Origin of the sequence: Vibrio echinoideorum, from assembly GCF_024347455.1 — a bacterium.
Lineage (GTDB): Bacteria > Pseudomonadota > Gammaproteobacteria > Enterobacterales > Vibrionaceae > Vibrio > Vibrio echinoideorum.
On the sequence record NZ_AP025483.1, the window covers coordinates 991,994 to 1,017,842 of the forward strand.

General features: G+C 44.1%; 24 protein-coding genes. 10 read left to right on the forward strand and 14 right to left on the reverse strand.

All coding sequences use genetic code 11. The annotated features are described in order from the left end of the window. Positions 1 to 116 precede the first annotated feature (116 nt). Positions 117 to 992 carry a LysR family transcriptional regulator gene (locus tag OCV36_RS04655; protein ID WP_004734167.1) on the reverse strand — a complete coding sequence of 292 codons (876 nt, stop codon included), beginning with the start codon at positions 990 to 992 and terminating at the stop codon, positions 117 to 119. 228 nt (positions 993 to 1,220) lie between these two features. Here OCV36_RS04655 and OCV36_RS25585 point away from each other — a divergent pair, with 228 nt between their 5' ends. The 7 genes from OCV36_RS25585 (at position 1,221) to recR (ending at position 7,231) form a co-directional block, all read left to right on the forward strand. Beyond that, positions 1,221 to 2,324 (forward strand): response regulator, encoded by a 1,104-nt coding sequence (locus tag OCV36_RS25585; protein ID WP_135458089.1) that lies wholly within the window; start codon positions 1,221 to 1,223, stop codon positions 2,322 to 2,324. A gap of 148 nt (positions 2,325 to 2,472) precedes the next feature. After that, on the forward strand, positions 2,473 to 2,610 hold the full coding sequence (locus OCV36_RS04665) for a hypothetical protein (protein ID WP_017072538.1): 138 nt from the start codon (positions 2,473 to 2,475) through the stop codon (positions 2,608 to 2,610). Between the two features lie 74 nt (positions 2,611 to 2,684). After that, positions 2,685 to 3,056, forward strand: a complete 372-nt coding sequence (locus tag OCV36_RS04670; protein WP_029224696.1) for a YbaN family protein — start codon at positions 2,685 to 2,687, stop codon at positions 3,054 to 3,056. 163 nt (positions 3,057 to 3,219) lie between these two features. Further along, entirely contained in the window at positions 3,220 to 3,765 is a 546-nt protein-coding gene (gene apt / locus OCV36_RS04675) for an adenine phosphoribosyltransferase (protein WP_017072536.1), read from the forward strand. Between the two features lie 18 nt (positions 3,766 to 3,783). Continuing rightward, positions 3,784 to 6,039, forward strand: a complete 2,256-nt coding sequence (dnaX, locus tag OCV36_RS04680) for a DNA polymerase III subunit gamma/tau (protein WP_135458091.1) — start codon at positions 3,784 to 3,786, stop codon at positions 6,037 to 6,039. 184 nt (positions 6,040 to 6,223) lie between these two features. Further along, positions 6,224 to 6,553, forward strand: coding sequence for a YbaB/EbfC family nucleoid-associated protein (locus OCV36_RS04685; RefSeq protein ID WP_017072534.1), 330 nt, complete (start codon positions 6,224 to 6,226; stop codon positions 6,551 to 6,553). Between the two features lie 78 nt (positions 6,554 to 6,631). After that, complete coding sequence (recR, locus tag OCV36_RS04690) at positions 6,632 to 7,231, forward strand: recombination mediator RecR (protein ID WP_017072533.1); 600 nt, start codon at positions 6,632 to 6,634, stop codon at positions 7,229 to 7,231. Positions 7,232 to 7,327: 96 nt separating this feature from the next. Here the strand turns inward: recR and aqpZ are convergent, their stop codons facing one another. Further along, on the reverse strand, positions 7,328 to 8,017 hold the full coding sequence (aqpZ, locus tag OCV36_RS04695) for an aquaporin Z (RefSeq protein ID WP_135458093.1): 690 nt from the start codon (positions 8,015 to 8,017) through the stop codon (positions 7,328 to 7,330). Positions 8,018 to 8,117: 100 nt separating this feature from the next. Continuing rightward, on the reverse strand, positions 8,118 to 8,366 hold the full coding sequence (locus OCV36_RS04700) for a zinc/iron-chelating domain-containing protein (RefSeq protein WP_017072530.1): 249 nt from the start codon (positions 8,364 to 8,366) through the stop codon (positions 8,118 to 8,120). A 159-nt stretch (positions 8,367 to 8,525) separates the two neighbouring features. Here OCV36_RS04700 and OCV36_RS04705 point away from each other — a divergent pair, with 159 nt between their 5' ends. Next, a complete protein-coding gene (locus tag OCV36_RS04705; protein WP_017067609.1) occupies positions 8,526 to 8,963 on the forward strand; it encodes a YcgN family cysteine cluster protein in 438 nt (145 codons plus the stop codon). A gap of 172 nt (positions 8,964 to 9,135) precedes the next feature. Here the strand turns inward: OCV36_RS04705 and OCV36_RS04710 are convergent, their stop codons facing one another. From OCV36_RS04710 to gap, 8 genes are all read right to left on the reverse strand, one after another. Then, a complete protein-coding gene (locus tag OCV36_RS04710; protein WP_135458101.1) occupies positions 9,136 to 10,713 on the reverse strand; it encodes an alkaline phosphatase in 1,578 nt (525 codons plus the stop codon). Between the two features lie 193 nt (positions 10,714 to 10,906). Then, entirely contained in the window at positions 10,907 to 12,793 is a 1,887-nt protein-coding gene (locus tag OCV36_RS04715; protein ID WP_135458103.1) for a BCCT family transporter, read from the reverse strand. A gap of 170 nt (positions 12,794 to 12,963) precedes the next feature. Next, a complete protein-coding gene (locus OCV36_RS04720) occupies positions 12,964 to 13,317 on the reverse strand; it encodes a hypothetical protein (RefSeq protein ID WP_135458105.1) in 354 nt (117 codons plus the stop codon). A gap of 237 nt (positions 13,318 to 13,554) precedes the next feature. Continuing rightward, positions 13,555 to 14,514: a ChaN family lipoprotein gene (locus OCV36_RS04725; RefSeq protein WP_135458107.1), complete on the reverse strand. Its 960-nt coding sequence runs from the start codon at positions 14,512 to 14,514 to the stop codon at positions 13,555 to 13,557. 75 nt (positions 14,515 to 14,589) lie between these two features. Then, positions 14,590 to 15,405: a 23S rRNA (guanine(745)-N(1))-methyltransferase gene (gene rlmA, locus OCV36_RS04730; RefSeq protein ID WP_135458108.1), complete on the reverse strand. Its 816-nt coding sequence runs from the start codon at positions 15,403 to 15,405 to the stop codon at positions 14,590 to 14,592. A 193-nt stretch (positions 15,406 to 15,598) separates the two neighbouring features. Further along, positions 15,599 to 17,635: a methyl-accepting chemotaxis protein gene (locus OCV36_RS04735; protein ID WP_135458110.1), complete on the reverse strand. Its 2,037-nt coding sequence runs from the start codon at positions 17,633 to 17,635 to the stop codon at positions 15,599 to 15,601. A 287-nt stretch (positions 17,636 to 17,922) separates the two neighbouring features. After that, positions 17,923 to 18,807, reverse strand: coding sequence for a D-hexose-6-phosphate mutarotase (locus tag OCV36_RS04740; protein WP_135458111.1), 885 nt, complete (start codon positions 18,805 to 18,807; stop codon positions 17,923 to 17,925). 243 nt (positions 18,808 to 19,050) lie between these two features. After that, positions 19,051 to 20,046: a type I glyceraldehyde-3-phosphate dehydrogenase gene (gap, locus tag OCV36_RS04745; RefSeq protein WP_026012234.1), complete on the reverse strand. Its 996-nt coding sequence runs from the start codon at positions 20,044 to 20,046 to the stop codon at positions 19,051 to 19,053. A gap of 319 nt (positions 20,047 to 20,365) precedes the next feature. On the opposite strand from gap, the gene msrB reads away from it, so the two are divergent. Continuing rightward, a complete protein-coding gene (gene msrB, locus OCV36_RS04750; RefSeq protein WP_135458113.1) occupies positions 20,366 to 20,803 on the forward strand; it encodes a peptide-methionine (R)-S-oxide reductase MsrB in 438 nt (145 codons plus the stop codon). A gap of 176 nt (positions 20,804 to 20,979) precedes the next feature. Here msrB and OCV36_RS04755 read toward each other — a convergent pair whose 3' ends face one another. Beyond that, positions 20,980 to 21,786: a DUF2989 domain-containing protein gene (locus OCV36_RS04755; protein WP_029224694.1), complete on the reverse strand. Its 807-nt coding sequence runs from the start codon at positions 21,784 to 21,786 to the stop codon at positions 20,980 to 20,982. Between the two features lie 113 nt (positions 21,787 to 21,899). On the opposite strand from OCV36_RS04755, the gene OCV36_RS04760 reads away from it, so the two are divergent. Then, complete coding sequence (locus OCV36_RS04760) at positions 21,900 to 22,181, forward strand: YeaC family protein (RefSeq protein WP_017072515.1); 282 nt, start codon at positions 21,900 to 21,902, stop codon at positions 22,179 to 22,181. Positions 22,182 to 22,506: 325 nt separating this feature from the next. On the opposite strand, the gene ansA is transcribed toward OCV36_RS04760, so the two are convergent. Both ansA and sppA read right to left on the reverse strand, forming a co-directional pair. After that, complete coding sequence (gene ansA, locus OCV36_RS04765; protein WP_017072514.1) at positions 22,507 to 23,523, reverse strand: asparaginase; 1,017 nt, start codon at positions 23,521 to 23,523, stop codon at positions 22,507 to 22,509. A 118-nt stretch (positions 23,524 to 23,641) separates the two neighbouring features. Beyond that, entirely contained in the window at positions 23,642 to 25,492 is a 1,851-nt protein-coding gene (sppA, locus tag OCV36_RS04770) for a signal peptide peptidase SppA (protein ID WP_135458115.1), read from the reverse strand. Positions 25,493 to 25,849 lie beyond the last annotated feature (357 nt).

Genomic DNA, 25,849 nt, shown 5'->3' on the forward strand with positions numbered 1-25,849 from the left:
GCTAATAATGAATCATCATTGTTAGCGGGTTGAAGCAAAAGCGAGTAATAAAGACCTAAGTAATAAAAAACCAGAGCATCGGCTCTGGTTTTTTGTTTGTGAGGAAGGGGGAGAGTCTAATGGATGTGGTACGCGATCACAAAATCGATAAACAATCTAACTTTCTCTGGCAGGTGGTCTTTGTGGTTATAAAGCATGTAAATATCACGAGGGTTAGCGCTCCAGTCCTCTAAGACTTGCACTAAGCTGCCATCTTCAATGTATTCACGGATCATGACATCAGGCATTAGGGTGATACCTAGGCCTTCAGAACACGCTTGTCTAACAACATTGAGTGCATTCGCGTTGAAACGACCTTTCTCGCTGTTAACCACCGTCTCTTCATTCGAATTACTCAGTTGCCACTTAATGAGCGGGTAGCCTTTGAGTAAGGAATGGTTTGCTAATTCTTCCGCATGGCTTGGTGCCGGGTTTTTAGCTAAATAATCAGGGCTTGCGATAAGAATATCTTTTACTTCACTGATTTTTCTGGCGATTAGGCTTGAATCACGTTGCGGGCCGACTCGGAAAATTACGTCCCATTCCGTTGGATCAAGCTGGTCGGCTTGGTTGTTCATCATCAACTCAATATTGATATCAGGGTATTGAGTCATGAATTCGCTGAACATCGGCATCATCATGCGCTTGGTAAGGTTAGAGGGAGCCGTAATACGAATCTTACCTGAAGCGCCTTTACAGACGTCAGTGAGCTCCTCTGCGGTAGAAGACAGACGTTGCAACAGCGGAGAGCATTCATTGAAAAAACGTTCGCCAGCTTCCGTTAAAGAGAGTTTACGCGCGTGTCTATTGAGAAGCCTTAGGTTCAAAGAATCTTCTAGGGCTTGGATGCGTCGTGTTATGGTCGCAACCGGAATCATAGTCTTGCGTGATGTTGCGGTGTAGCTCCCATTTTCAACGACGAGTCGAAAGAGGTTTAAATCATCTAATTTCATAAATCCAGACACATTTGTTTACAATCTCACCTAATTTATACGTAACACTGAGATCAATGTTTGCGTCACGTCAACTTGTTGCACTATTTACAAGTATTTCAATCCTTGTCACGAATTACCAGTAAAGAGAGCAAATTTGTGTATTTAGCATTTTATTACTAAGTTTTATATTAGTTCTTGGAACAGATAACAATAATAATTCGACTTAGTTTTGTGAGGTTAGAGATTATGTACAAAACTTACAGTCAGCCAGTAATGACCTCGGCTCAGGAGATGATCAACCAAAAATGCGTTATGTTGGTTGATGATGACCCCATTTTTCGCCGTATAACTAGTGCCTACTTAGATGCAATTGGTTATAAAGTGGTTGAGGCTGAAAATGGACTGGACGCTTTGCAGAAGCTTAGAGATTCAGCGCCAGATTTAATTGTGTGTGACTTATCAATGCCAATATTGGATGGCATCGAGCTCGTTGAGGAGCTCAGTTTGGAGTATCCATCACTGCCCATGATTGTTGTGTCAGCGACAGACGACATGTCAGATGTCGCTAAAGCGCTGCGCTTTGGCATTAAAGACTTTTTAGCGAAGCCTTTAGAAGATCACGGCCATTTAGGAAGCGCGATAGCGAATACGTTGAAAGACTCGTTTGACAATATTTCAGACCAGCGAGATTTTTCAAGCCAATGGTTTTGCGTTGACGACGGAGGAGAGATCCCCGAAGACCAAGAGCTACATTGGCATCTGAATTACTTACAAGAAAATCCTAGTGCAGCAAGAGACTTACTGCATGCATTGCTTCCTGAAAAAGACACAAGACAAGGGGCGTGGCGCTGTAGTTATCGATTACTACAATCAACAGAGCTGATGCCACTCGTTTTTGATTACGCGTGGATGATGAACGGGCAGTTTGCTTTTTATCTAGTCGACTCGTCCTCATCAGATAATGGTAGCTCAGCCTCTACGTTATTGGTGAGAGCGCTATTTCATGATTACATAAGAAATAGAAAAGATTTTAATGTTGATCTGAAAGATATTGCTGAGATTTTAGAGAAGGGGATTCAGTGCTCCAAATGTGCAACTCCCGTGAATGCCTTATTTGGTGTCGCTGATCTTGCCGAGGGAACAATATCTATTTTGCCTGCGGGGTTAGATGGACGTTGGTCGAATGGTGAGATGAATCAACACATTGCTGCTGGTGAGCGCTTGGGTGAAAACTGTAAAAAGAATTTCATTACACGAGATTTGCCGATCGAAAAAGGGTGTCAACTCTCACTCAGCCTGCTTGGGGCGGCCAATTTTAGTCTAGACATACATCAAGGGTCCACCGATTAACCCTATATTTCCTCGGTTTTTGTGAATAATTGATTAAGGTATAGTTGCGCAAATGGTGTGACTATGCCTTTTTTGTTAAATGTCGATTTAGCAAAGAGGGTTTGGTTCGCCAGACATTTACCTTTACTAACAAAAACAAGAAGTAATCATGGCAGATAACAAAGACTTTCAAGACCCGTTTAATGTATTCTACTTTCTAGGATTTTTAGCCGCATTTATAGCGATTCCATTGCTACCAGCGACCCTTACGTTGTTCCGTGTATTCAATGGTTACGCAACATTCTAGTTAAGCTATTTTAGCCAACCTATTATAGTTAACTCAAGGAGGCCACAATTAGCGTTCGAGTTTTAAGCCTCAATATTGCTGGTGGCCTTTGTATATTTCTCGCAGTTCTAGGGATTGTTTTACCGGTACTGCCAACCACTCCTTTTCTCCTTCTTGCTAGCGCATGCTTTATGCGAAGCAATCCGAAAGTTCATAAATGGATGCACGAGCACAAAACGCTTGGTCCTTTATTGAACAATTGGTATCAACACGGTGCCGTGACTAAACAAGTTAAAACGCGTGGCGTATTCTTTATCTTGTTGAGTTTTGCGTTATCCATCTACTTTGCCCCGATCATTTGGGTCAAGGTTTTCCTAATTTTCGTACTTGTTATTCTTCTCACATGGTTTATGCGACTTCCAACTCATGAGTTAGTTGCTGACAGCAAAGAAAATCACTACCATTAAGCCAGTGTGCCTGCTTGTTTAGCGGGCGTTTATTATTTCAGCAATGATAGTTATGACTCTCGTTGCAATGAATACCAATCGTACCTTTCCTTGATTTCGTGCGTTAACTTATTCGATTCGTTAACGAGAGTTTGGAAAGCGGCCTAATGAAGTGCATAAGATTATGAACACAGAAAAAATATCTTTGATCAAAGCTAGCATCAAAAGCATTCCTGATTACCCGAAAGCGGGTATTTTGTTCCGTGACGTGACGAGCTTGATGGAAGATCCAGCGGCTTACAAAGCGACTATCGACCTGTTGGCGGAAACTTACAAGGATATGGGCTTTACTAAGATCGTTGGTACTGAAGCTCGTGGTTTCCTATTTGGTGCGCCTTTGGCACTTGAGCTTGGTGTTGGCTTCATTCCAGTTCGTAAACCTGGCAAGTTACCTCGTCAGACTGTGGCTCAATCTTATGAACTTGAGTACGGCACAGATACATTAGAAATTCATACAGATGCTATCGTTGAAGGCGATAAAGTACTTATGGTTGATGATTTGCTTGCAACAGGTGGTACGATTGAAGCAACAACAAAGTTGATTCGTCAGCTTGGTGGTGTGGTAGAACACGCTGCATTTGTTATTAACCTTCCAGAAATCGGTGGTGAGAAGCGCTTACAAGGCTTAGGCTTAGAAGTGTTTAGCATCTGCGAATTCGACGGTCATTAATCCTTTTCGGAATTATTCATGAGCTATCTTGCGTTAGCGCGAAAATGGCGACCAACCAAATTCAAAGAAGTGGTTGGTCAAGCCCATGTTTTAACAGCATTAGAGAATGCCCTTAGCCAGAATAGGTTGCACCATGCTTACCTATTCAGTGGTACTCGTGGTGTAGGTAAAACTACCATCGGCCGCTTGTTTGCTAAGGGACTCAACTGTGAAACAGGCATTACCTCAACACCTTGTGGTGAGTGTGCAACTTGTAAAGAGATCGATGAAGGTCGTTTTGTTGACCTGCTCGAGATTGATGCGGCATCACGTACAAAGGTTGAAGATACCCGCGAGCTTCTGGACAATGTTCAGTACAAGCCTGCGCGCGGTCGCTTCAAGGTTTACCTTATCGATGAAGTACACATGCTTTCTAGGCACAGCTTCAATGCACTTCTAAAGACCTTAGAAGAGCCGCCTGAGTATGTGAAGTTCTTGCTAGCAACGACGGATCCACAGAAACTTCCAGTGACTATTTTGTCGCGTTGTCTGCAGTTCCATCTTAAGCCGATCAGCGTTGACAATATTCACGAACAACTCGACCATATTCTTGAACAAGAAAATGTGACGTCTGAGTCTCGTGCGCTCGGAATGATTGCTCATGCTGCTGATGGCAGTATGCGTGATGCTCTGAGTTTAACGGATCAAGCGATCGCGTTAGGTAACGGTAATGTAGCAACAGATACGGTTGCTCACATGCTCGGTACACTTGATACCGACCAAGCGATCCATCTTCTTGAGGCTATCAGCAGCAAACAACCGCAAGCGGCAATGGCGTGTATTCAAAGCCTTGCTGAAAATGGCGTGGAATGGGATGGGTTATTGAGTCAACTTGCGACTCAATTGCATCGTCTGGCCATGTACCAAGCGCTACCATCAACCTTAGATAAAGCGCAGCCTGATGCTGAGAGATTAGAACTGCTTAGCAAAGCGTTAAGTCCACAAGATATCCAGCTGTACTATCAGATTGTGCTGAAAGGGCGTCAAGACCTACCATTATCACCAACCGCTCGTGTTGGAATTGAGATGGTGGTTCTGCGTATGTTGGCATTCAGACCTACAGAGCAAGTTAGTGCGACAGCTATCTCGACTGAATCGACTAGCCCAGCGGCAGCAGTTCAAGCACAGGCTCCAGCTCAGAGTGTTGCTCAGCCTGTGAGTCAACCAGCGCCAACGGCAGCTCCAAGACAGCCAGCTCAGGCTCCTGCGGTTTCACAGCCTCAAGTGCAGCGACAAGCTTCTCAACAAGCTCCTGTTCAGCAGCCAGTGCAACAGCAACAGCAGAATCCAGCACAATATTCAGATTCGCAAGGTTACGCCGATCACTCCGGCAACCAAGGGTATCCAGAACAGGATTACCCGCACAGCCAGTATGATGCGCCACCGACTTACGATGAACGTCCAAGTTACAGTGCAGAGCAGCCTCAGCAACAACAAACGAATTATCAGAGCCAGAGTCCGGTTCAACAATCAAGCGCTGCTCCTTCTGCTTCACAAGAGCAATCAGCGCGTGCAACTTCGCCTGTGAGTGGCTTACGCCACCAATTGCGTTCTCAACGCAGAGGCAGTGCTGCACCAGAAAATAAAGGCTCAGCGCCAAAAAAGACTAAAGCGACACCTGCGAAAACTTCAGTTCTTGACCGAGTTGCCCAGCAACACGGTAGTTCTGAGCGGGTGTCGCCAGCTTCTTTATCTACCTCTTCGACAGAAAATGTGACCAATGATAATGAACCTTATCGCTGGAAACCGTCTAAACCTGTAGTCAAAGAGGTGAGCAAAGAGCTTACACCCACTCAGATCAAGCGCGCGCTTGAGCATATTAAGACACCAGAAATGGTCGATAAATTGCTTCAAGAATCTATTGCTCAAGATGAATGGTCCGCCACGATTCAAAGGCTAGAGACAGCAAAGCTTGTTGAACAGTTAGCATTGAATTCAGTATTTGCTAAGAATGACACATCGATAACCTTAACGTTAAGAGCGAGCCAGGCTCACTTGAATACGGACCGTGCTCAGAGTGAGCTATTACAGTCTCTCAATACGGTACTAGGCGAAGAGTGTCATTTGAGTGTTGAAATCGGTGACGGTGGAGAAACGCCTCTCGAGTTAAGAGAGCGGTTGTATCAAAGCAAGTTGAAAGACGCGTTTGCGAGCTTGGAAAACGATGCCAATGTACAATTTATCGAAAGACGTTTTGCTGCTGAACTAGATAGAGACAGCGTTCGTCCAATCTAGCGTTCCTTCAATATAACGTTCTTCCAATACAGATATGTCTTTCATTTGGTGATGGGCATATCATCCTTGGAAAGCAAATCAGAGAACTGAACTCGTGGGGTTGAATCACAATGCTTTAACCCCCATTTAAGCCCTTAGTAGCTTAAATGATTTTAATAAACCAATTAGACCAGAGAGTATTAACATGTTTGGTAAAGGCGGTATGGGCAACATGATGAAGCAAGCCCAGCAAATGCAAGAGCGCATGCAAAAGCTTCAAGAAGAAATCGCAAATATGGAAATTACAGGTGAGTCAGGTGCTGGCCTTGTAAAAATAACTATCACTGGTAGCCACAGCGTTCGCCGTGTTGATATCGATGAAAGCCTAATGGAAGACGATAAAGAGATGCTTGAAGATCTTATCGCTGCTGCTTTCAACGATGCGGCTCGTCGCGTTGAAGAGACTCAAAAAGAGAAAATGGCTGGCGTAACTGGTGGAATGCAACTTCCACCAGGTATGAAGATGCCTTTCTAAGTAACTTATTCTTAAAGGTTAATTCAAGTATTGGTTTGTGTTGAACAAACCGTTATTTGAAAATCAGAACGGTTAACTATGCGTACCAGTCATATGCTGGAGCATTTGATGGAGGCCTTACGTTGTCTACCTGGGGTTGGCCCCAAGTCGGCGCAGCGTATGGCCTTCCATTTGTTACAGCGCGATAGAAAAGGCGGCTTACAGTTAGCAGAGGCACTCAGTCAAGCAATGACAGAGATTGGTCACTGCAATGAATGTCGTACTTTTACTGAAGAAGATACCTGCCATATTTGTACTAATCCTAAACGTCAGGATAATGGTCAAATTTGCGTAGTAGAGAGCCCTGCAGATATTGCAGCAATTGAAGCAACTGGCCAATATTCAGGCCGTTACTTTGTGTTGATGGGGCACCTCTCACCACTTGATGGCATTGGTCCAAGTGATATCGGTCTTGATGTCTTGGACTATCGCTTACGTCGTGGTGATATCAACGAAGTTATTCTAGCGACCAATCCAACCGTCGAAGGTGAAGCGACTGCGCATTATATTGCTGAACTGTGTCATGCACATGAGGTGAATGCGAGCCGTATTGCTCACGGTGTCCCTGTTGGTGGAGAGTTAGAGTTGGTGGATGGCACTACGCTTTCGCACTCTTTACTCGGTCGTCATAAGATCTAAAAAAGCCGCTTGGTGAATCATCACTAAGCGGCTTTTTCTTTTTTTGTTATAAAGCTCTATTCTGAAACGCGTCTACTCTAAAACCTTTTCAAACGATTAATCAGAGCCACGTACGGCTTTGTAAATCGCCGCTCCGATCACGGCACCAATAATCGGTGCGACCCAGAATAACCATAACTGTGACACAGCCCAATCACCGACAAACACAGCTACGCCGGTACTTCGCGCAGGATTTACAGAGGTATTCGTCACGGGGATACTAATAAGGTGAATTAGAGTTAAACAAAGACCAATCGCGATAGGTGCAAACCCGGCTGGTGCTTTTGAATCGGTTGCTCCCATAATCACGAACAGGAATACCATGGTCATGACCACTTCACAGACCAGAGCAGCTGTTAGCGAATAACCACCAGGAGAGTGTTCACCATAACCATTAGCCGCGAAACCAGAGCCAACTACGTCGAATCCAGCTTGCCCAGATGCGATAACGTATAAAACTCCCCCAGCAATGAGGCCGCCAATCACTTGAGCTATGATGTAAGGGGCAACGTCTTTGGCATCGAAGCGTCCACCGCTCCAAAGTCCAATAGTAATGGCAGGGTTTAAGTGGCAGCCGGATATATGCCCAAGGGCGAAAGCCATGGTTAATACCGTTAAACCAAAGGCAAGAGAAACGCCAAGTAAACCGATACCAACATCGGGGAAACCAGCTGCCAAGACGGCACTACCACACCCACCTAACACCAACCAGAATGTACCAAACATCTCTGCGATATATCTATTCATAACTATCCTTATTAATCTTTACCAGTATCAATAAGATAGTTGAGATTTAACGAAGTTGTGAAATCTTGGGCATATAGGTGATAGAAAAGGGCAAATACTCTTAAGTAATGGCTTCTAATTCGATCAGGTTATCAAGTGCTTCTTGGTCGGTTTTGCCACAAATGACAGGACAGGCTTTGAATTGGTGACAAACTTTAGGGCGTGAAGCTAGGCCAAATAGCTGGCAAAGATTTTGTTCATTTAATTGAATGCAACGCACGCCAGCAGGCTTGCCATTTGGCATTCCAGGAATAGCAGATGTAATACTTGGAGCAACACAGCATGCTCCACAACCTAGGCGACATTCCATCAAATCAAACTCACTAAATAACAGGGTGCGCGATAGTAGCAAAAAATGATGAGAGTGACAGCTGTTGATTGAATCAAAGAATGAACAATTATTATCCTTGAACTTTTTATGGGCTAGCGGTATAACACGCACCCCAGTAAAAGAGTAAGAAGTAATCCTATGACGAATCCATTTTGGCAAGAAAAGACACTAGAGCAAATGACCGAGAACGAGTGGGAATCACTGTGTGACGGTTGTGGTAAGTGTTGCCTACATAAACTAATGGATGAAGATAGCGATGAAGTTTACTACACCAACGTGGCGTGCAGCTGGTTAAACGACAAAACATGTTCGTGTAAAGACTACCCGAACCGCTTCACTTCAGGTGAAGAGTGTTTGAAGCTTACTCGTGACAAGATTCATGAATTCCATTGGCTACCAGACACTTGTGCTTACCGCCTTCTATCAGAATCTAAGCCGATTCCTGAGTGGCATCCGTTGATTACGGGTTCTAAATCAGAGATGCATGCTGCAGGTGAAAGTGTTCGTAACAAAGTGGTATACGAAATCGATGTTGTCGATTGGGAAGACCACATCCTGAATCACCCGAATCGCTAATTATTCTAAAACAGCCGCTCTTGAGCGGCTGTTTTGCTATTTGCCGTCGCCTAAATTTAAAACTTACTTACTTAACTTAAAGACTTAAAGACTTAAAGACTTAAAAACTTAAAACTTAAAACAAAAAACGCCCCGGAGGGCGCTAAAGCTAAACGAGCAAAAAAGATTCAGGCTAGTTTACTTGTTGTTTAATGTACTCACCCAGTTCTGAGTGGTGCATGATTTTTGATACAGGCAGTATTTTCTCTGCAGGACCCCAAGCAAATACGTTCACTGGTGTGTGAGTATGTGTACCTGTACCCCAAACGATGTTTTGGCCGGTTGCTTGTTCACGAGCAAGCAAGTTGCCACGGTCGTTGTAAGGGAAGAATGCATCGAAATCGTTGATAGCAGGCACTTCTTCTGCCGACAAGTATTTGTGCTGAGCCAATCGGTATGGGTTCGGCTTACTGGCTAATACGTTTTTCGCTTGTTCAGCTGTGATAGGGAACTCACTGTTTTTGTTGACGATCTCAGCGAGCTTTTCAGGTGTTTGCAGCGCTTTATCCAGCTTCTGAAATTCGCTGATCATGCCGTAGTAGCTTTGCTTCTGATTGTATAGACCATCAAGAATATCGAATGCGCCAAAGTTAAAGTTGGGTGCATAGTCGCGATCAGCGAAGGCTTCGCCAGAGCGTTTCTGTGGTTTTGGTAGGTTATTCGACGAGTAGCTGAAACCGAAAGATCCTGTCTCGTGGTCTGCGGTCACAATCACGAGCGTGTCTTCACGATCTTTTGCCCATTCATACACCGCTTGAATCGCTTCATCAAACTTGAGCAGTTCATGCAGCATGGTGCCTGCATCGTTACTGTGTCCCGCCCAGTCGATTTGGCCACCTTCGACCATTAGGAAAAAGCCATCTTCATCTTTGGATAGGATGTTGAGCGCTTTTTGTGTCATCTCTTTCAGGCTTGGCTGAGTTCGTTCGCCACTCTTTTTCTTATTACTGTAAGCGATGCCATCATCCATACCTGAGTAGGCGAATAGGCCAAGTAGTTTATCTCCCTTAGCGTCGTCTAGCATGTTGCGGTTAAACGCCAGTTGGTAGCCGTTTTTCTCTGCTTCAGTGAGAAGGTTACGGTCGTCTTTACGCTTTGATTTTAGGTAAACATCACCTTGAGTCAGTTGCTCAAGCTGCTTATAAGTTTCACCTTTGTCGTTGGTCGATTTAGGGATCCAGTGACGCAACCCTCCAGAGAGCATCACATCAGCGCCAGTAGCTAACATATCAGATGCAATTTGATTCTCTAAAGATCGGTGAGGTTGGTGAGCGGCGAAAGAAGCCGGGGTCGCGTGAGTTAAGCGTGTGTCGGACACTAAGCCGGTCGCTTTGCCTGCTTTTTTCGCTTTCTCAAGTACGGTCTCAACATGGTTACCCTGTGAATCGATACCGATCACTTCTGAACCGCTGTAGATACCCGTTGCAAGCATGGTCGCAGAGCAAGCTGAATCCACTACGATTGCGTCTTCCGGATGCGTTAGGGATGAACCAATAACCCCTTCTTGAGCAAGTTGATAAAGGGCGGTTTTGTTCCCTTTGTAGATAGAGTTTGGCGCTCGATTTGCGTAAGTCTCTAACAAACCCACTTGCTGAGGTCCCATGCCATCGCCGATCATTAGAATGACATTTTTGATTTCTGCTGAAAGTACGTTGAATGAGAGTGTAGAGGTTACCACTGCGGTAACAATTGGTTTCATAAAGTGCTTCATTAGTTATCCCTTTTTATATAAGCGGGGTGATTAGAACACCGATTTGTGTCAAAGTCGTTTCATATTTGTTTCATCAATATGAAATTGAGCAATAACTCAAGTTTTTGGAAAAACATAAAAAAAGGCTCACATTTCTGTGAGCCTTTGGCTTATTTAGGAGAGTCCAAATAAATGGACTGTGTCATGGCTAATGTCAAGCAAGTGGCAGTTCAGCAACCACCTGATTGAACGCGACTCGAGCTTTCTGAGCTTGCTCTGATAACTCAACTTTTTTCGCTTGAGCTGTGCTTAGGTTGTTTTCAGCCTGCTCAAGTGCTTGTTGTAGGTTTTCAGGAAGCTCATGTGTTTCCATTTGTGCACCCTGTTCAAGAACATAAGCGCGGATTTCTTTCTTCACATCAGCAAGGGCTTTATAAGCTTCACGTTCAAGTTCTGCGGCTTCTTGTGCTGCGTCTTTCTCTTTCTCGAACTGTGCCAATGCCATACCTTCTGCCGACCATGGATCCATGTCTGGAAGCTCTTCGATGTTAATCGTCGGCTCTATGTAATTCTCTTGGTGACGCAAATCGAGGCTCGTTGCACGAACGGCTGAGATCATCAACATCACAGAGATAGCCAGTAGAGGTAAGCCACCAACAATCGCAGCGGTTTGAAGCGTGCTTAGGCCGCCCAAGAACATCAGAATCGTTGGTAAGAACGACAGTGTGAATGCCCAGAACATACGGTTCCAACGCATTGGCTCTTCGGTCACGTTGTTCTGAACCACAGAAGCCAAAATGTAAGATATAGAGTCAAAGGTTGTCGCAGTAAAAATAATACACAGCAGTGTAAATACGGCGATCACTAACGTGCTCATCGGCAGTTGTGCCAGCATCGAGAAGATAGCTTTGGTTGCGCCTTCTTCGTTTAGGATTGCAACGACATCGAGTTCACCAGATAACTGTAGGGATAAACCGTAGTTACCTAAAATCATGAAGAATAAGAAGCAGCCTAATGAACCAAAGAAGATAGAGCCTGACACCATTTGTTTAATGGTTCTGCCGCGAGAGATGCGCGCAACAAACAGGCCCATGCTTGGTGCAAAAACTAGCCACCATGCCCAGTAGAAAATGGTCCAATCTTGTGGGAAATGCGTATTTTCGAACGTACCGTAGCCGCCGAATGGTTCTGCCCACGTTGCCATCACAAAGAAGTTAGACAACAGGCGACCAATCGAGTCTAGACCCGTCTCAAGCATGAAAATCGTTGGGCCAGCGATTAGGACGAATATCAATAGTCCCATTGCGCCCCAGAAGTTGATGTTACTGAGGATCTTGATGCCTTTTTCCAAACCAGCATACGATGAGTATGCGAATATCGCAGTACAAACCAGAAGCACCATAACTTGAGTGACGTTATTTTTTGGCAAGCCGAATAGGTGGTTAAGACCTTCAGTAATAAGAGGTGCTGCTAAACCTAACGTTGTTGCTGCGCCACCTAATAGACCAAAGATGAATAGGATATCTACAACTTTACCTGCAACGCCGCGGCTATGGTGTTCACCTAATACTGGCATCAATGCGCTAGAAATTTTTAGTACAGGTTGTTTACGTACATAGAAAAAGTAGGCAATTGGAATTGCAGGGATTAGGTAAATAGACCAAGCAATTGGACCCCAGTGAAATAAACCATAGGTCGCAGCCCAACGAACGGCTTCTTCACTGCCAGGTTCTAGTTGGAAAGGTGGTGATTGATAGTAGTAAGCCCACTCGATACAACCCCAGTACAAGATACTTGCCCCGATACCACCACAGAAAAGCATTGCAGCCCATGATGCGGTTTTGAACTCAGGTTCTTCATCAGCTTCACCCAGTTTAATTTGTCCCATATCACTGAACACAACGTAAACCATGAATGCACATGCAGCGAGACCAAGGGCTAAGTATAAGAATCCGAGTTGATCGGTCATAAAGGTTTTAGCGACCGCAATCCATTCTGCGCCTTGCGTAGGGAACATAATCAGCGGGAAGATGATCGTGAGTAAGAGTGCTATCGCACCAAAAAAGGTTGGCTTATCAATAAGCGCAAAAGAGTTTTTCACGAGTATTATTCCATTAAAATGAGAGCGGAATTATGTCGTGAACTCGTTTTTTAGGACAAATCGGGTCTGTTGTCGTGACGACAAATCGATTTTTTGTAATGAAAGAGGCTCAGTGCAATAGGGACAATGCACGTGGTGCAGAGAAAGGAGTACAGTAAAGGGAGGTAAGGTTAAATAAGAGCGAGAAGAATGCCACCAACCGTTGCCGCTGCGGACAAGTATTGCCCTGCTGAATAAGAGTTATCTTCCTCTTCTTCAATTTTATCAGGGTGATCCATACCAAGTGCACCATGAGCAAATGACTCAACCTTATCCGTTACGGTTTCATTCTCTGCTGCAACTCTCTTCGCTTCTTTATCGATTTCTTTAAGGGCAGATAATAAGGCTTTGCCTTCGTCAGAAAGCTTCACGGTATTTTGCTCAACCTTAAGAGGTGCAGGCTTGTCAGCTTCAATGCTTTTAGCTTGTGCGTTCATTTGCGAAGGTGAATACAGCTGAGTGTTACTCGTTCCTACTGGCGTCATATCGCTCTCCTTACCTATCCTTAAATATAGTATCGGCAGAGGTGTGAAAAACTTGTGCATTTAATCACCGTGGTGATGTTTTTTTATTCGCACAATATATCTTCGTCTGCTTAATCAAAACTGCTTGGTAATTAAGCAATTCCTATGCCGATATCAATATTTATCTTAGGGCGCGATTGAACAAGCTTTTAGTTTGCCAGACCTAAACTTGAATAAGATTAAGTATGGATAGCGAGTTTAGTCGCACTTGAGATCGGATCCGCGCTTAGATAGGTGCTTGTATGCCTTCATTCGGTTCTCTTTCTTAACAAAGCGAGCCGGAGGCGAGAGAACTTCAAGCTGATAGTCACTGCTATCCGATGAGATCTCTTCAACTGGGCTGATGATGGCAATTTTCAAATCAGGGTTACGACGCAAAATTGAGGCCGCAGTCCCTAAACCACCTTCGGTGTGGAACTTACCGGCCACATGAATCACTTGTTGGTCTGGGTTTGATGCGAGGTAATCAACAATCGACTCTGCCATGGTTTCGTCCCATGTTACTTGAGCCGCAAACTGTTTTTCTGTTTGCTCTGGTGTTCCGTGATGCATCGAAGCCATGAACTTTTCTTTGTAGGGGCTATCGCCAGTATCCACTTCTGAAGCAATCCATTGACGTTGTTCCGTCGTTAGCTGATCTAGATAGGATAATCCTTTACGGCCGATACACTGTACAAAGGGTTTTGGTGCGTTTGCCGCAATGATATCGACATCGTTGGCTTTTGCGAATTCAACCAGCGCACGATAATCACTTTCGTAATTTGGCCAAGCAGCCGCTTGAGACATAAGAACTTGTTCGCCAATTTCATCATTTAGATATTGGTTTAATGTGTCTTGATGCTCTCGAGTGAATTGTTCCATTGAAAGCGCGATGTTTGATGTGGCGTTACGGCGCGCTTTTAAGAAGTCGGTTTGAAAGCGATGGATTGCCGAGTGAGTGTGCCATTCGCCAATAAGAACCACATCAGCATCAATCAACTGTTTAGGTAATGCATTGAGAGAATGCGTTTCGCCTTGTGGAGACGCGAATTGGTAGTCATAGAATGTGGAAACGGCTTGCGTTTGCGTGTTAGCCACTTGTTGAGAAGTGCTGTTTGAAGGTTGATTAGCACAAGCTGTAAGCAGGGTCGCTAATCCGATAAGAATAATACGTTGCATGAAATGCCTCCTTGAAGAACACGCATACTAAAGGAGGCAAGATGATATTTCAATGCAAACGATAATCAATATCAATTAAATTTGTTTGCGGTACACTCGCAGCATAAAGTCAGCTTCACAGTTGAATTGCTCTGCATCGGTGAGTTGTTGTTTAAATTCTTCACTCGCTTTCCAAGCAAACGGTGTCATCTGTAGCAGGTCGAATGCGTCTGGCCCCGATAGTTCCATCATATAGTTTAGTTGCTCTTGGTGCTCAAGAGTAAAACCTTTGATCATCTCTGGATCTTCATCGTGCAAACGAACGCCATCATAAATTGCATCACGCAGCTGATACAGGTGTCGGCTAGCAGGTGTCACGGTGATCACCACACCATTGTCTTTGATGGTGCGTTGCAGCTCTTCTGCCTTGCAAGGCGCGTAAATGCGTAGAATGCCGTCTAAGCTATTTTCCGCAAAGGGCAGGCGATGGCTTGAAGCGACTGAAAAGTCGACCGCAGGATAACGTTTAGCGGCGTATTTGATAGCAATTTTAGAGATATCTAGACCAAAAGTAGCGCCACTCTTTTCTTGAAGGTTTACCGCAATTTCATTGGTGTAATAACCTTCACCACAACCTATATCTAATAGGCTAGGGGCTGTTTCTGGCAGATAGCTAGAGCATAAACGAACAACGGCTTGGCGCATTGGATTGTAGTGGTTGCCTTCAAGGAAGCGGCGACGAGCCTGCATCATCTCTTTGTTGTCACCTGGATCTTTTGAGCGTTTGTGGTGTGCTGGCATCAAATTGACATAGCCTTCTTTCGCTAGGTCGAACTGATGGTTCTTTTCACACTTAAACGTACGATCGTTTTGAGATAAAGGTTGGTGACACAAAGGGCATTGGTAAGTCATTGCGAACTCGAGGTAGAAATTTCAAGTCCAAAATTTTAACAGGAAGCATAGTGGGGCGCTAGAATAAACGCAGCTGTCTTGGCTAACGGCAATCTGTGAATAGGTAGAGCCTGTTAGTGAAGAGATAGAGCCAACGTATGGTTGGCTCTATTGGTTATGAGCAAGTCACTGATAGAAACCGTGAACTCGGCTTCTAGCTAAAAAAGTTAACTTGGTTCTTCAACGACTCAGCTTGTTTTTGAAGTTCATCAGCACTGTGAGAGGTCTTAGCGCTAGTTTCACGGCTCTGCTGGTTGAGGTCGCTGATCGCATGTGCGTTTGCGGCGATTTCTTGAGAAACCTGAGCTTGCTCTTCTGATGTCGCAGCGATGGTTTCAGCTTGAGAAGCAATAGATTCAACTTGAGAGGCAATCGACTCTAGAGCCGTACCGGCTTCTTGCGCTTTATCGAGTACTTGGTTGGCATTCGATTGGCTTTGTGTCATCAGGTTCACGGCATTGTTAGTTGAAGATTTCAACTTCTCGATGATGCTCACTACGTCTTGCACTGACGTTTGTGTACGATGAGCCAATGTTCTTACTTCGTCAGCGACAACGGCAAAACCACGACCCTGATCACCCGCACGCGCAGCCTCTATCGCAGCGTTCAACGCAAGTAAGTTGGTTTGTTCTGCGATGTCATCAATCATCTTGGTGACGGTTTGAATGCTTTCGCTATCAGAACTCACTTGCTCGATGGCCGATGCTGATTTGTCTAATTGATCATTCAGTTGGGCAACATCAATACACACACCTTCAACGACTTCTAAACCTTTCTGGCTGTCTTCATTTGCAAGGCGAACATTTTCAGCAATGCTGTTCACTTGCTGGGCTACAGATTCTGCAGAGGTGGCCATCTCTTCAATGGCCGTAACGACTTGCTCAACCTGTGCTTGCTGGCGATCAGATTGACTCAAGTTGTGGCTGGCATCTTGTGACACACTGCTCGAGCTATTCTGAACTTGATCACTGGTCGTACGTATCTCGCCCACGAGTGTATTCAATTGAGCAGCCATGTTCGCAACGCCAGTATTTAGGTTGCTGATCTCGTTTTTCGTCTGCTTGCCATTGTTTGGAATATGCAGGCTCACTTCGCCTTTTCCTAAACGTAGCATGTACTCGTTTAACGTCGTTAGTGGCGTCAGTGTACGGTTTAACACGAAGGTTAACGCGACGATGGTAGCGGCAGCAATCAAGGTGGCAATTATAGCGATGAGCTTCAACAGTTCGTCACTACCTTTGGTCACTTCCTTAATAAAAGTGCCGCCAAGTAGTTTCCAATTCCAACCTGGAACTTCGGTATAGACGAGATACTTTTCGCCTACAGTTCCTTGGTATTCAAAAGGGTAGAGAATCAATCCGGATTGCTGTTCGAATATCTGATAGAAAGGTTTGTTACCGTCGTAGTCAGCAACATCAACAATCGATTTACCACCGCCAACGTTAGTAGGGTGCAGTAAGTACTGGCCTTGATGATCTTTCTCGTTATCCACAATGATGGTGTATCCCGTATCCCCCCAAGAAACCGAGCGTAAAGATTCAAACAGGCTTTGAGTCGCGTCTTCGACTGGCAAACCAATGAAAGAGACACCGTTTACTTTGCCTTGAGCATTGGTCAAAGGCGCATAGTAGGTGATGTAACGTTGGCCGAAGAGCTTAACTTGAGAGTAATAAGGCTGGCCATTTTTGAGCTTGCTATAGCCTGGATGATTTTTCCCTAACGTGGTTGCAACGACTCGTTCGCCTGAAGGTTTTTTAAGAGAAGTAGACACACGAATAAAGTCGTCGCCAAATGGGGCAAATAGGGTCGCTACGGCGCCGGTGTCGCGGGTAAAGCTATCAACGAGTTTAGTGTCATTGATTAGGCTCTCACCATATTGAGTCATGTTGGGAATTGAATGACCGTTGAACTCAACGTCATAACTTTCAACATAAACACCTGCTAAGTAACCGTTGCGAAAAGTGGATTCTAAAACTTTAGCGGTATGCAGGTAGGCATCAAACTGACCAGAGATGGTTTTGGCCATTGCTTCAACTTTTGATTGATGCTCTTTCAGTGTGTTATCCAATAATACCTGTGAGGCATTTCGGTACACGAGTGTTGCTATGGAACCAAAGGCGATCAGCAAGCAAAGTAAAATAACCAACTTAAGTTGGAAGCCAACACTTTGATTTTTGTATTTCTCGAACATGAATTCACTATCCTGTCTTCATTGAGGTGTTGTTAAGTAGTTTTAAGGACGTTTATTATTGAGCTTTCTATCATAGGTACTTATTTATCGGCAGTAATTGATAATAATTAATGAATTGATAATTATATTTATAAAACGGAGTGATGAGTTCGACGTGGCGTGGATTTGAACTGAGAGGAAATCGGCTTGTGTTAGGAGGTTGATTGCTGGGCGATGCGTGTAAGGTTAGGAGAAATAAAAAATGCAGCTCTATGAGCTGCATTTTTTTAATTCGATTAGCTAGAAGCTTAGTTCGAAGAGATAACCGTAATCAGCTGGTGGCTCTCGCCAGGCTGTAGCGTTTTACCAGCTTCTAGGCTTGGTGCGTGTAGTGTTGATTCTACGCACATCATGGTTAGGTAACCGTCATCTTGCATGTCACCCATGGCTGCAGCGCCTTCTGCCCACGGATTCCACAATACTGCAGAGTTATGACCGTGGTTCTCAACGGTTAGCGTGCGATCCAGCTTTTTGTCAGCAACAAAGATTTGCACTTCTGGTTGTGTGTAAACGCGGTCAATCGTGTCGGTTAGTACCAGTTCAGAACCACCTTGGCAGATCTTACCACCTTGCAGGCTATCAATGTACTCAGCACCCATACCGGTTGTGGTTGTGTTATGAATATCACCAACGTTTAGGTAAGTGTGTAGTGCGCCAGAGAAAGTCCATGGTTGTGAATCTGTATTCTTCACGTCCAACGTTACTTTTAGTTGGTCACCAATTTCAACATTCAGTCGAGCATCGAACTGATGCGGCCACACTGCCAGAGTCGCTTCGCTAGGCTTTAGGCCTAGGCTTACAATAACGCCGGCTTCGCTTTCACGGTGCTCAACTAATTGCCATTCGCTTGAACGTGCAAAACCATGAGCAGGTGCAGCAATGCGACCAAACCAAGGCCAACATACTGGAATACCACCACGTAAGGCTGTTTTTCCATCGAATTTAGCTTGTTGGCTCATCCAAATAAGGTCTTCTTGGCCTTGTGGTTGGAATGACACGACATGGCCGCCAAACAATGAAATAGCTGCGTTTGCTTTATCGTGGATAACGCGAACCAGTTTTACACCTTCGTGCTCAACGATAGTCACGTTATCAGAAAGTACAGTCAGTGCAGGTAGAGTAGATAAATCCATTACATGATCCTTCTAAGGAAATTGAATTCAAATGCTGACTAGAGTGATGCTTGTGAGTAGGTGATTAACAAGCTTAGACAGTATTGGAATTGAACTTCACTGTTTTGTTTCCAAAATCGACTTTGTTTACAAGACGTTGAAAAGATAGCAGGTATTAAAAAGGCGACACTAAGGTCGCCTTTTTCAAAGTCTGCTCAAAACAGTCTTCGCTAATGCTTATCTAAAGCTATTTCTAAAAAGAAATTACTTAGAGATGTGAGCGATTAGGTCTAGAACTTTGTTTGAGTAACCGATTTCGTTGTCGTACCAAGATACAACTTTAACGAATTTGTCAGTTAGAGCAACACCAGCTTTAGCATCGAATACTGAAGTTTGAACTTCACCGATGAAATCTTGTGATACTACTTGGTCTTCAGTGTAACCAAGAACGCCAGCCATTTCGCCTTCAGAAGCTTCTTTCATTGCAGCACAAATTTCTTCGTAAGATGCAGATGCTTTAAGGTTAACAGTTAGGTCAACTACAGATACGTTAGCAGTTGGTACGCGGAAAGCCATACCAGTTAGAAGGCCGTTTAGTTCTGGAAGAACAACGCCTACAGCTTTAGCAGCACCAGTTGAAGATGGGATGATGTTTTGAGAAGCACCACGGCCACCGCGCCAGTCTTTAGCAGAAGGGCCATCTACAGTTTTTTGAGTTGCTGTAGTAGCGTGAACTGTAGTCATAAGACCAGACTCAATGCCCCACTTATCGTTAAGTACTTTAGCGATAGGTGCAAGACAGTTAGTAGTACAAGAAGCGTTAGAAACGATGTCTTGACCAGCGTAAGATGCTTGGTTAACGCCCATTACGAACATTGGAGTTGCATCTTTAGAAGGACCAGTAAGAACTACTTTCTTAGCGCCAGCAGTGATGTGCTTACGTGCAGTCTCGTCAGTTAGGAAAAGACCAGTTGCTTCAGCAACTACGTCTACTTCGATAGCATCCCACTTAAGATCTTCTGGGTTACGCTCAGCTGTAACACGTACAGTTTTACCGTTAACGATTAGGTTACCGCCTTCAACTTCAACAGTACCGTTGAAACGGCCGTGAGTTGAGTCGTACTTAAGCATGTATGCCATGTACTCTACGTCGATTAGATCGTTAATACCTACTACTTCGATGTCTGCACGCTCTTGAGCTGCGCGGAATACGAAACGGCCGATACGGCCAAAACCGTTAATACCTACTTTGATAGTCATTGTAGTTGCTCCACAACTTAATTTCTGATTAAAGATAACTGGTAGTAAAATTACAGAATCCAGTATACATCTGCAATAGATAATCCGACTTAACTTGTTTAATGTCAAAAAAAAGCGACGCTTTTCTTAACAATTGGGCGTAAGTGGTTGAAAATTGACCATTGCAAGTGGCTCTGTACCCTTCCAGTTGGGTAAAATACCCCTAAATGATGATTCACTTATGAGTGTATATGTACAATGTTTCCTGGTGAGAAAGTATGTGCTACAAAACGACTGATATGCAAGCCTTTATAGAAAAAAGTAAATATAATAACTGAGAATGTGGAGAGATATTAACGTGGTTCAAAAGGGAGGAAATATGATAAAGCCTGATGAATACTGGCGTGAGCGCCTAACGGACGACGAATTTTCTGTGTGCCGTGAACGTGGTACTGAAGCCCCATATAGCGGTAAGTTACTGCACAACCATAACACTGGTGTCTATAGCTGCACATGCTGTGAAAGCCCTTTGTTTCTGTCGGATAACAAATATGACTCTGGGTGTGGTTGGCCAAGCTTTGATGCCCCAGTAAGTGATGAAGCGGTACGCTATATAGAGGATCTAAGTCACGGAATGAAGCGTGTGGAGATCCGTTGTACTGCATGTGATAGCCATTTAGGTCACGTTTTTCCTGATGGCCCGCAGACAACAGGTGAACGATTCTGTGTTAATTCTGTGTCGTTAATTTTCAACAAAAATGACAAAAGTACGAAATAACTTGTAACTATTGTTTAATCCTTACAGGTCGTACTTGTCGATTAAGGACTACTGAACAGCCCAAGATTTCAGAATAAACTCTAGTACAAATAAAAACAGCTACCAGAAAGGTAGCTGTTTTTTTTGAAAGCTAGGAAATAAAAAGTTCGGAAATAGAAAGCGTGTAAATGATGGGTTTAGTAGTTAGGGACAATAGAAGAGCTGTAAATCCCATCTTCAATGGCTTCGACTATTTTGTCGGCGTCTTGATTTAATTGTTTGTATTTTGGCTTTTCAAAGTTATAGAGAACAGCCAGTTCTGATTCAGAAGCTATCGGCACATTAAATTCTTTGGCTACCATTGCCCACATGTACGCTTTCTCCCTATGACCTAAGCTATGATTGATACTGGCCATTGACTTAAATATTTCAGTGTTAACGGTCGAGTCATTAGATAAGGTCAGGGCATTGTTGAGTAGCTTTAGCGTCTTCGCGTGATCCCTGGTGGTATAAAAGGTGGCTAGCGCATATTGCATCTCTGCTGTGTTTAATGCTTCTTTGCCTTCCAACTGTAAGAAACTGCGCCTTGCATTGGTATCCCCAGTTTGCGACCACAAGAAGTACAGTGTTTCTGGCGTATCTGATTGAGATAGCTCAGTCACGATTCGTTCGGATTCTTCAATACTGTGCATTAATGCGGTAAAACGACGTTCTTGAAGTTTGGATTGATCAATGGTCTCGATCTGGGCGGCAAGCTCTAAACATTTTTTATAAGCAGTGATTAACTCGAACTCTTTAATTTTGTTGGTTTCGGTTGGCTGCTTTTGAACTTCAAATCGATGCCATATGAGGTCGGTACGTGCGACACGGCATTGTCCATCGTTCATGTTCAATTGCTCGCACTGTAACGTCGGGTTACTTTGGCACAACTGTTCTGTGTTTTTATTTCCTTCAAGACACCCAACCAGAGTGAGAGGCAATATGCCAACTGCCAACCATTTCATAATTTTCATATTCCTTCACTTGTGATCAAATACACTTATTTTTGGTCAGGTTCTTGACTCAATTCTATTACGGGTTATTTTCTGGTGAAAATTGTTAAAACTAAGGCTTTATCATGGATGCAGAACAACTTCTTAGCGCAATGACACCTGAGGTCTACGAGCGTTTAACTTTCGCAGTTGAAACTGGAAAATGGCCAGAAGGTACGGCGCTCTCTAAAGAACAACGCGACTCGTGTATGCAGGCTGTTATGTTATACCAATCTAAACATAACTCCGAAGCTCAACATATGACAATTGCAGCTGGTGGTGAAATTAGCTTCAAATCCAAGTCTGAACTAAAAAAGCAGTTTAAATCAGACCAAGACGATATTGTTAGGGTTAACCCGAATCATTAAGTTTAAATTACAACAAAGGGGTGGCACTGTGCCACCCCTTTGTTACTAAGCTGTTTATTTATAAGCAATTAAACGATTTAGCTCACGTTAAACACTTTTGATTTACGTGAAGGTTCAGCTCACGTGAAGGCTTTTGTTAATGATGAAAGCTTCTGCTAGTTACGAAAGCTCCTGTTAACTACGAATACTATTGCTAACTAGGAATACATTGTTAACTACGAAGACTATGGTTAACTGCGAATATATTGTTAACTAAGAAAATATTGTTAACTGCGAAAATTATTACTAACACGAAGCTCTTGGTTCAACGAATAGCAAAACAAGCTTATAAGCTCATTTCACCACGCAACACTTGTCGCATCTGAGCTTTCACTTCTTCGTAGTTCAGGTTTTGACTTAATAAGTAGTGCAGTTTTGCTAACGCCGCCTCTGGTGTCATATCAAAGCCACTGACTACACCCGCTTCCGCTAGTGCACAACCTGTCGCGTAACCCCCCATGTTGACTTTACCAGCCAAACACTGAGTTAGATTGACCACGATAACACCTCGTTCTGAGGCATCTTTCAGGTGCTGAAGCAGTTCTGGATTTTGTGGTGCATTACCAACCCCAAAAGTAAGCAGAATCATTGCGTTAACAGGCTGTAGAAGCGTGTTACGGATCACTTCGTGTGAGATGCCAGGGTACATAGTGATTACGCCGATTGGTTGCGGAGTAATGTTATGAACCTTGAAAGCCCCTTCAGGTTGTTTGTTTACCTGCACGTTATTGCCAAGTTGGATATTAATACCCGCTTCAAGCAATGGATTCAGGTTTGGAGAAGTAAAGGCATTGAAGCCGTCTGCATGTGATTTTGTGCTGCGGTTACCGCGCATCAATTTGTTGTTGAAAAACAGTGTTACTTCATTGATAGGGTAGTTCGCCGCAAGGTGCAGTGCATTCAACAAGTTTGCTTGCCCATCTGAGCGTAGCTCTGCTAACGGGATCTGAGAGCCCGTTACAATCACAGGTTTGCCTAGGTTTTCTAACATGAAAGACAGCGCCGAAGCGGTGTAAGCCATTGTGTCAGTACCATGCAAGATAACGAAACCATCGTATTTATCGTAGTTCGCGCGGATATCGTCAGCGATAGTTTGCCAATCAAGTGGCGTCATATCTGAAGAGTCCATCAATGGAGAGTATTCATGAATGGTGTATTCAGGCATCTCAGGGCGATGGAACTCGGGCATGCCAGCGAGTTGCTTATCCATAAAACCAGCGACAGGAACATAGCCGTGATCAATAGATTTCTGCATGCCAATTGTGCCGCCGGTGTACGCGATATAGATGTGTTTTCTTTCCATGGCGATTAATACTTAGTGTGATATAGGGAACAGGAGGGCGATTATAGCGAATTATCATGCAATAAAAAGAGGCGCCTCACACAGAGGCGCCTCTTGATTATTGAGTTATTGGTTTAACTTATTGAACTTGGCAGTTTAAGCAAAAGGCGTAACGACCTTGCGGGTCGTTAAAGTTGCCTAACAGCTGGCTATCTTGAGCTAACTGTTGAGTAACAGGCTGTAAACTACTTGGTATCATCGATTGAATATCAAGACCTACCGACATCTGAACTTGATTCATAAATTCCTGAATAAATTGTTCAGTTGTTGAAAGAGGCTCTTCCACCCAGTAGATATTGTAACTTTCTAGCTCGGCAAGTGAAGCGGCTGCCACAATCGCATCATCAAAATCACCGATTTCGTCCACTAGGCCTTTTTGCATCGCATCTTGACCTGTCCATACTCGACCCTGAGCGATCTTATCGACGGCGTTTACTTCCATGCCGCGATTCTCGCCAACTAAGCTGATGAAACGGCGGTAACCATTTTCAATGCCCATTTGGAAAGCGTCTTTAGCACCTTCGCTTAATCCAGTCGTAACACCAAGGCCTGAGAAAGGTGAGGTGCCAACGCCATCAGTATAAACGCCAATACCGTTCAAACCTTTTTCGAAGGTCGTGATCACACTAAAGATACCAATCGAACCGGTTAATGTGGTTGGTTGAGCTAGGATTTTATCCGCGCCCATCGAGATCCAGTAACCACCAGAAGCGGCAAGGCTAGACATCGAAACAACAACAGGCTTACCTGCTTGCTTAATGGCTTCTATTTCATTGCGGATAACTTCAGAAGCAAATGCGCTGCCACCTGGGCTATCGACTCGAAGCACGACAGCTTTCACTTGATCGTCGTTACGAGCTTGGCGAAGTAGCGCTGCAGTTGTATCACCGCCAACAGTGCCACGCGGTTGCTTACCATCCATAATTGCGCCGCTGGCAACAATCACAGCGACATCGTGCGATTCACTTGTTATGTCTGGAAGCATTGTTGTACGGTATTCGTAGTATCCAAACGCGTTGTAGCTGTCTTGACCATCACTACCGAATACTTCAGCAAGCTCTAGTCGTACTTGCTGGCGAGTCGCCAGTTCATCAACTAAACCAAGCTTCTCTGCCAGTTTCGCGATATCGCCATCAACTGACTCAAGATCTTTTAAGAAAGAGTCCATGCTTGGGTTTAGTGTTTTCGCGTCGATCTGACGGTTGTTGCTCACGTCATCGACATACGCACCCCAAAGTTGGCTTAACCAACGAGAAGCGGATTCTTTCGCCGCGTCCGACATGTCATCGCGGATGAAAGGTTCGATTGCAGACTTATAAGTGCCCACACGGAACACATGTGTGTTCACGTCTAGCTTCTCTAATAAGGTTTTGTAGTAAAGCGAGTAAGCGCTGTAGCCTTTAAGGAGCACACCACCATCGGGTGACAGGAAGACTTTATTGGCGTAGCTGGCTAAATAATATTGGCTTTGGTTGTAAAAATCACCCACCGCATAAATAGGTTTACCCGTTGCCTTAAACTCGTTTAGCGCTTTAGCTATGTAACGAAGCTTAGTCAGGTTGGTTTCTGGCAACTCTTTAAGCGCTAGAACGATACCCGTAACGTTTTCATCATCTTTGGCGTAGCGAATCGTTTCAACGATATCAAATAAGACGTTCTCTTTTGGAAGGTCTTTACCAAGCAGTGAGCCTGTCACGGAATCCATCGGGTTAATGTAGCGGCTTTGTTCAACAATCGGACCTGAGAGATTAAGCACTAAAGCCGATTGTTGTGGAACGGTCGGTTGAGCCGTATCCGAGTGGAAGTACACAAAGTAGATGATGGCGATACTGAGTAAAAAGAACAGGTTAACAAGCGCAAGACGCACAAACGTGATGAGCTTCCAAATCCCTTTAAAGATCATGCCTATAAATTTGAATATTTTTTTCATTCTGTCTCCGCAGTGAGATTACGTCGCTTTAACAAGCAGCAGTACTATTAATCTCAATAATATGAACTGCTTAATATCCTACGATAATTCCCTAGCTCAAACTACACCAAGAATTGTTAATCGATATATATTCTCATTAAGTGTAGACAGAATAGGGGCTTTTGATCTTTCGTGGTTAAGTTTTGTTCGAGATAAAATCGTTTTAGGCGCGGCGAAGAGTATGTAGCCTAGTCATTCTAAGCAAATATTCTTCAACAAAGCATAAAACGATTTTAGCCGAACCCTTCGGGCAGCCCTTGTGGTTCATTTCTACTGCTTTATCGGCTTTTCATGTAGGCCAGCTACACGTCAAAGTCT